Origin of the sequence: Halorubrum sp. Hd13 (assembly GCF_002252755.1) — an archaeon.
GTDB lineage: Archaea > Halobacteriota > Halobacteria > Halobacteriales > Haloferacaceae > Halorubrum.
In genome coordinates this window covers 54056-60845 of the sequence record NZ_NHOY01000092.1, presented here as the reverse complement: position 1 = coordinate 60845, position 6790 = coordinate 54056, and the positions used below count along the sequence as shown (strand labels likewise).

Annotated in this window: 8 protein-coding genes; 4 read left to right on the top strand and 4 right to left on the bottom strand. The window is 71.5% G+C overall.

What is annotated here, in order from left to right:
• A partial coding sequence (larC, locus tag DJ81_RS12105; protein ID WP_141212583.1) for a nickel insertion protein occupies window positions 1-425 on the top strand: 425 nt, incomplete at its 5' end.
• Between the two features lie 25 nt (window positions 426-450).
• Here larC and DJ81_RS12100 read toward each other — a convergent pair.
• The gene (locus tag DJ81_RS12100) at window positions 451-867 is read right to left on the bottom strand and encodes a hypothetical protein (protein WP_094523762.1); all 417 of its coding nucleotides are present in this window, start codon (window positions 865-867) and stop codon (window positions 451-453) included.
• Window positions 868-1430: 563 nt separating this feature from the next.
• Here DJ81_RS12100 and aspS point away from each other — a divergent pair.
• The 3 genes from aspS (at window position 1431) to DJ81_RS12085 (ending at window position 4217) form a co-directional block, all read left to right on the top strand.
• On the top strand, window positions 1431-2735 hold the full coding sequence (aspS, locus tag DJ81_RS12095; protein ID WP_094523763.1) for an aspartate--tRNA(Asn) ligase: 1305 nt from the start codon (window positions 1431-1433) through the stop codon (window positions 2733-2735).
• 449 nt (window positions 2736-3184) lie between these two features.
• Entirely contained in the window at window positions 3185-3490 is a 306-nt protein-coding gene (locus DJ81_RS12090; protein WP_094558340.1) for a hypothetical protein, read from the top strand.
• A 1-nt stretch (window position 3491) separates the two neighbouring features.
• Window positions 3492-4217, top strand: a complete 726-nt coding sequence (locus DJ81_RS12085; RefSeq protein ID WP_094527972.1) for a DUF4382 domain-containing protein — start codon at window positions 3492-3494, stop codon at window positions 4215-4217.
• 269 nt (window positions 4218-4486) lie between these two features.
• Here the strand turns inward: DJ81_RS12085 and DJ81_RS12080 are convergent, their stop codons facing one another.
• The 3 genes from DJ81_RS12080 to DJ81_RS12070 form a co-directional block, all read right to left on the bottom strand.
• Entirely contained in the window at window positions 4487-5164 is a 678-nt protein-coding gene (locus DJ81_RS12080; RefSeq protein WP_094523766.1) for a TVP38/TMEM64 family protein, read from the bottom strand.
• Between the two features lie 103 nt (window positions 5165-5267).
• On the bottom strand, window positions 5268-5795 hold the full coding sequence (locus tag DJ81_RS12075; RefSeq protein WP_094589902.1) for a hypothetical protein: 528 nt from the start codon (window positions 5793-5795) through the stop codon (window positions 5268-5270).
• A 71-nt stretch (window positions 5796-5866) separates the two neighbouring features.
• Complete coding sequence (locus DJ81_RS12070) at window positions 5867-6694, bottom strand: NAD(+)/NADH kinase (RefSeq protein ID WP_094523768.1); 828 nt, start codon at window positions 6692-6694, stop codon at window positions 5867-5869.
• Window positions 6695-6790: the final 96 nt, after the last annotated feature.

Sequence of the window (6790 nt, the reverse complement as noted above, 5' to 3'; positions counted from 1 at the left end):
CGTCGCCGGAGGTGCTCGGCGGGCTTCAGGAGACGCTCACGCGCGCCGGCGCCCGCGACGTGACCATCCTCCCGACGACGATGAAGAAGTCGCGGCCGGGACACCTCGTGAATGTCGTCTGCAAGCCCGACGACGCCGAGGCGGTGGCGGAACGGCTCGCCCGCGAGACGGGGACCCTCGGCGTCCGGCAGTCGGGCGCGAGCCACCGGTGGATCGCGGACCGCGCCTTCGAGACGGCGACGCTCGCGGTCGACGGCGACGCCCACGAGGTGTCGGTGAAGGTGGCGTCGACCGCCGACGGCGACGTCTACGACGTGAGCGCCGAGTACGACGACGCGGTCGCGGTCGCCGAGGCCGCGGGGCTCCCGATCCGGGACGTGCTCCGGCGGGCCGAGGCGCAGGTCCGCGACCGGGCGGGCGAGTGACGGAAACCGATCGAAACCGTCCCGGTCACTCCGGAGGATCGACCCGTTCGACGCGCTCTGGTTCCACGCCGAACCGGTCCGCCAGGCGCGACGCGATGCGGTCCGCGACGCCGCCGGGCGGCTCCGATCGCGGGCCCCCACCGGGTCTCCCTCTCGTCTCGTCGTTGGGTCTCCCTCTCGTCTCGTCGTTGGGTCTCCCTGCCGTCTCCCCGTCGGGGTCGGCGACCGGACCCTCGTCCTCGACGGAGAGGGTCGCGACCGCCTCGACCGTGGTGTCGTTCAGGCCCGGCCGGACCCCGGCGATCGTCAGATCCTCGACGGTCACGCCGTCGACGCGCTCCAGCTGTCGCCGGGCGCCCGCCGCGAGGTCGCCCCCGGCCGCCTGCGAGACGCGAACGGTCACCGTCGCTTCCACCGTCTGCGTGCGGATGGCTGCTGCCATGAGGCCCTCGCCGCGAGTCGAACGCGGTGCGACCTCGAACGCCGCGGGTCGCCGTCGACGCCCGCGGGAGCGGGCGGCGAGGCGGCGTCGGCGCTCGCGAGGGGAGGGTCGCGTCCGGGCAGTTCAGCGGTCGACGCGGCGGCTGGAGAGAACGGGATACGGTCCGTCCCGCGGGGGAACCTCCCCAGCCGACGCGCGTTACGCGGTCGGCCGGACGGACCGTGTGTTCGGAGCCTCGTAGCCGTTCCAGCCGAGGAGCGCGCCGCTGTCGGCGGCGGACGTCGGAACGGGGGAACGGGCGTGGGTCATACGTGGACTCCGCGGCGCGAATGCGCCGTTACTCCGTCAATATGTCGGATGGTTATTAAATCTATGGCGAGGTTGTGAGGCAGTGTCACGCGACGTCGCCTCGGCGAGGAAGGCGGTCCAGAGACCGACGGGTTCCCCGGGCGTGATCGCCGCGAATCCCCGCCGAGACCGTCGCGGGCGACGGGTTCCGTCGACGGCGAGACGACAGGCCTATGCCGAACGCCCGACCAGATGCACGTAACGAAGCCACCGTTATGATCGAGCGAATCCACACGTCGGACGTCGAACCGGACGCGGACGAGGTCGCCATCGCCGGCCACGTCCACGAGATCCGCGACCTGGGAGGCCTCGTCTTCCTCATCGTGCGCGACCGCGAAGGACTCATTCAGGTCGTCTTCAAAGAGGAACGCGAGCCGGAGCTGTTCGAGGCCGTGCAGGACGCCGGCGCCGAGGACGTGGTCCGCGTGGTCGGCGAGCCGCTGGAGAGCGACCAGGCGCCCGGCGGCGTCGAGATCGCGCCGACCGAGTACGAGGTCATCGACGAGGCCGACTCCCCGCTCCCGCTGGAGATCTCGAAGGACATCGAGGTGGACCTCTCGACCCGGCTCGACAACCGCGCGCTCGACCTCCGGAAGCCGGAGACGCTCGCCGTGTTCAGCCTGCGCTCGAAGCTGATGACGGCGATGGAGGAGTGGTTCGACGACGAGGGGTTCGTCGACATCAAGACGCCGCTCATCTCGAAGGGCGGCGCCGAGGGCGGCGCGGAGCTGTTCCCGATCCTCTACTACAACAAGGACGCGTTCCTCTCTCAGAGCCCGCAGCTGTACAAGCAAATGCTGATGGCCTCCGGCTACGAGGCCGTCTACGAGACGGGCACCGCGTTCCGCGCGGAGGACTTCGCCACCTCCCGGCACGTCTCCGAGATCGCGATGTTCGACGTCGAGCTCGCGTACATCGACGACCACGACGACGTGATGGACGTCCAGGAGGAGTCGCTGCGGTACGCGCTCCGCGCGGCCGCCGAGAACGCCGAGCGCGAGCTCGATCTCCTCGACGTCGACCTCGCCGTGCCCGAGGACGACTTCCCGCGGATCACCTTCGACGAGGCGCTCGATATCCTGGAGACCGAGTACGGCCACTTCCCGGACGATCCGACCGACCTCGACACGAAGGGGGAGAAGCTGCTCGGCGAGCACTTCGAAGAGCAGGGGCATCCGGCGTTCTTCGTCGTCGGCTACCCCGACGAGAAGTTCTACTACATGCAGGACGTCCCCGAGGACGACATCGCCTCGCGGAAGTTCGACCTCATTTATAAAGGCCAGGAGCTCTCCTCGGGCGGTCAGCGCGAGCACGACGTCGACCGCATGGTCGACGTCATGGAGGAGGAGGGCGTCGAGACCGCGAACTTCGAGTTCTACATCGAGGCGCTCAGCTTCGGCACGCCGCCCCACGGCGGCTACGGGCTCGGCATCGACCGCCTCGTCCAGAAGGTCGCCGACCTCGACAACATCAAGGAGGCGATCATGTTCCCGCGCGACCCGAACCGGCTGGAGCCGTAACGGCGTCGACCCGGGACGACCCGCCGCGTGACGGTCCGTCGCGGAGGATGGTGTTCCCCGGGAGGCGGTCGGTCGTCGCCGGTCCGGAAGGCGATCGGTCGTCGCCGGTCCGGAAGGCGATCGGTCGTCGCCGGTCCGGAAGGCGATCGGTCGTCGCCGGTCCGGAAGGCGATCGGTCGTCGCCGGTCCGGAAGGCGATCGGTCGTCGCCGGTCCGGAAGGCGATCGGTCGTCGCCGGTCCGGAAGGCGATCGGTCGTCGCCGGAGACGTCGTCCGCGGCCGCGCCGTCGACCGCGACCGTTCGGCGTGTTCTTTTATAAGTGGTGGCTGGGAAGGTCGCGATCGAGCCGTCAGGCCGCCTGCATGCGATTAAACCGCGTTAAATCGGAGCCAAATGGGCTGAAGGGCTTCTTCCATTAAAGAGGGTCGCGCTCCGAGGAGAAATCGTCATGAACGCGATTCGAACGACACTGATCGTGGCGCTGGCCGCGGTGGTACTAGTCGGGACCGGCGCGGCCGCCGGTGCCGTCGCGGCGACGCCCGGACCGGACGACGCGTCGGGCGACGCGGGCCCGCCGAGCGACCTGCCGGATCAGGTGCCGGACTTCGTCGGCGACATCCTGAGTAGCGTGAACGACTTCCTCTCGGGCGGCGTCGACGACCTCGGTGACTCCGTGAGCGACGTCGCCGGCAACGGGGACGACGCCGACGCCGGTGACGACGCCGAGACCGACGACGAGTCGGGGGGCGCGTAACGTGACGGACCGCACGCCCGCCGCCGACGCGGCCGAGACCGATTCGGTCTCCCGACGGACCTACCTGCAGGCGACCGGCGCCGCCGCGCTCGGGGCCGCCGGGCTCGCCGGCTGCGTCGGCCGCGCGACCGGAACGCTCGCGACCAGAGTGACTGACCAGCCGGCCGACATCGGTGATTTCGAGTCGCTCGTGGTCACCGTCCAGGGGATCTGGCTCGGAGCCGAAGGCGCCGAGAGCGGCGCGGACGGAAACGAGACCGACGGTGACGGCGGCGACGACGCGAACGCGACTGACGGCGACGACGACGGCAACGAGACCGACGACGGTGACGGCGACGAACCCGCCGGTCGCGAGTACCACGAGTTCGACGAGTCACAGGAGGCGGACCTCGTCCGGCTGCAGAACGGCGAGACGCAGCTGATCGACGAACGGGAGCTGTCGGTCGGCACGTACCAGTTCCTCCAGCTCGACGTCACGAACGTCGACGGTACCCTGGAGGGCGGCGACGAGGCTGACGTCGACCTGCCCGGGAACGCGCCGCTGACGTTCAACGAGGCGTTCGAAGTCCGCGAGAACACCCGGACGAGATTCACCGCCGACTTCGCGCCGGTGCGCCGGGGGAACGGCTCGTACCTCCTGCGTCCGGTTCCGCGCGGGATCGAGGTCTCCTACGGGGGGACCGACGAGGGTGACGGCGGCGGGAACGAGTCCGACGGCGGTTCGTGAGGATCGACGGTAAGTAACCCGTAGACCCCCGTTGAAGCCGTCTCGGATCGGCGTCGCGACGGCGCCGCCGCCGCGGCTTCGGGGTTAGGGCTGGGTTCGTCCCGGGATCCGGGGTCTATGGGAATGCACGCTCGCATCGGCTATCAGAGAGGCACACGGTTCGCATCGACCGTTCGGGGGCTCGGTGCTTCCGAACGATCGGCGCGTTCCTCCCGCAGTCGCGGTCCCGATCGGGACCGCGCGAGGGCATCGACCGCCGACCGCGGCGGTCACGCCGTTGCAGCGGATTCTTCTCGCACGAACGTCCGATACAGCGGGCCGGCGAGCAGCAGCGCTCCCGTGCCGGCCATCGCGACCAGCACGGTCGGATCGACCGCGGAGAGGTCACCCGCGGCGAGCCGGTCCAGCGAGACGCCGACGGCGACGCCGACGATCACCCACGGGAGTTCGCCGGCCGCGGTTCCGAGGAGGAACGGTCGCGTGCGGACTCCAGCGGCTCCCGCCCCGACCGAGACCGCGTCTGAGGGGAGCGGAAGCAGACGGGTGGCCGCCACGGCACGGAGGCTTCCGGCGGCGGTCGCCAGCCGCTCGCCCGCGTCGCAGAGGCGGTCCGCGGTCCGAGAGGCGCCGCGGACCCGGACGCTCCCCGCCCGCGCGAGGCGGTAGGGGACGACGGCCGTCGCCACCAACAGGACGACGCCGAGCGGGACGCCGACCCAGCCGTATCCGAACCCGACGGCCACGGCGAGCAGCGTCGTCGGCCACGCTAACAGCGGCCTGACGGCGGTCAGCGCGAGCAGCGCGACCCCGAACCGGACCGGGTCGTCGGCGAGCAACGCGAGCCGTGCGACGGCGGCCTCGGGCGACGCGATCCAAGCGGCGACGGCCGCGCAGGCGACGGCGAGGCCCGCGACGAGGTATCCGAACAGCGCGAACCGGCGGTTCACGCCCAACGGTTCGCTCCGCGGCATAAACGCTTTGTGGGCCGGCGTCGTCCCGCAGTCGCGCGGTCGCGGCCGTCCGCGGCGGACCGCCTCTCCCGCCGCCGACTCACTCGTCGGCGAACGCCCGCCGGAACTCCTCCGGGAGGTGCTCCCGCTGCCACTCCTCGACCGCGTCCTCGCCGAGGACGCTCGCCCAGAGCGCGAGGAGCCCGGCGCCGAAGGCGACGCCCGGGGCGATCAGGGCCGCCGCGTCGAGGAACAGCCCGGGTTGGAAGACGAGGAACCCGATCCGGTCGCGGACCGCGCCCCAAGCCGGGCCGAACGCGATCCACCGAAACGCGAACGGTATCAGCGTCACCGTCGCGACCGGGTAAGCGAGGGCGTCGGTCACCGGACCGCCCTTGCCGCGCACGAACGCGGCGGTGTAGAATCCCCAACAGGCGAGCGACGCGAACCCGGACGCGACGCGGCGCGGTCCCGCGGGTTCGCCGTGATCGAGCGCGCCGACGCCGAAAAGCAGGGCCGCGGCGCCGACGTAACCGATCAGGCACGCGACCGCGCCCCCCGCGAGCACGGCGGCGTGTTCGCCGCGGGACTGTCCGGCGAACGGCGCCAGTCCGAGGGGAACCTCCATCGAGCGCGGATGCGACCGGCGGTCGGTTGAAGCTTTCGCGTCGAGGGAGCGGTCGCGGGTGAGACGCCCGCTCAGGAGAGCTTCCCTAGCGCCTCGAAGAAGTCCGACGGGGGGCCGGCGATCCGCATCGGGGGCGTCGTCCGCTCGACGGTCACCTCGACCGGCGCCTCTAGGGTCGTCACGTTCCGCCCGTCGCTGACGACGGTCGCCTCGTCGACGCCCTCGACCGCGACCGTGACCGCGGCGTCGACGTCGACGACGAGCGGCGGCATCCCCGACTCGGCGGCCATCTCGTTCACGATGATCCCGCTCACGCCCGGGCCGACGAGCGGGCCGCGCTCGGAGAGGTTGTACGCCGTCGACCCGGTTGGGGTCGCGACGAGGACGCCGTCCGCGTGGCCGCCCGCGTAGCGGCTCCCGTCGACGCGGACCTCGTAGTCGACGCCGGCCCCGGGACCGCGGCGGTCGCTCTGGATCACGACCTCGTTCGCCGCCGGCACCGACGTCCAGTCGCCCGCGTGCGCCGCGAGCCGCGGCGCCTCCCGCACGTCCAGTTCGCCGCGACCGAACGCGTCGACCTCGGCGAGCACGGCCGCTTCGGCGTCCGACGGGGGAACCGCGTTGAGGAAGCCCACCTCCCCGAGGTTGACGCCGACGATGGGCGTGTCGCCGGCGTTGCGCGCGACGAAGAGAAACGTCCCGTCGCCGCCGACCGCGACGGCGAGGTCCGCGTCGTCGAGGGCGTCGACCGAGCGGCCGCGGTCACCCTCGCCGAGCGCGTCGGCCGTCTCCGCGTCGAGCCAGACGGACGCGCCCGCGGCGACGACGGCGTCGCGCAGCTCCGCGGCGAGGCTCGCCGCGCGCTCGCTTCCCTTCCGCGCCACGATGCCGACCTCCATGCGCCACCGATTCTCGCCACCGGACAAAAGGATGCGGACTTCGGCCCCGGCTTCCGGAAAGTTTCAAGCCGGCCGGCCGCGTTGCCAAGGACATGT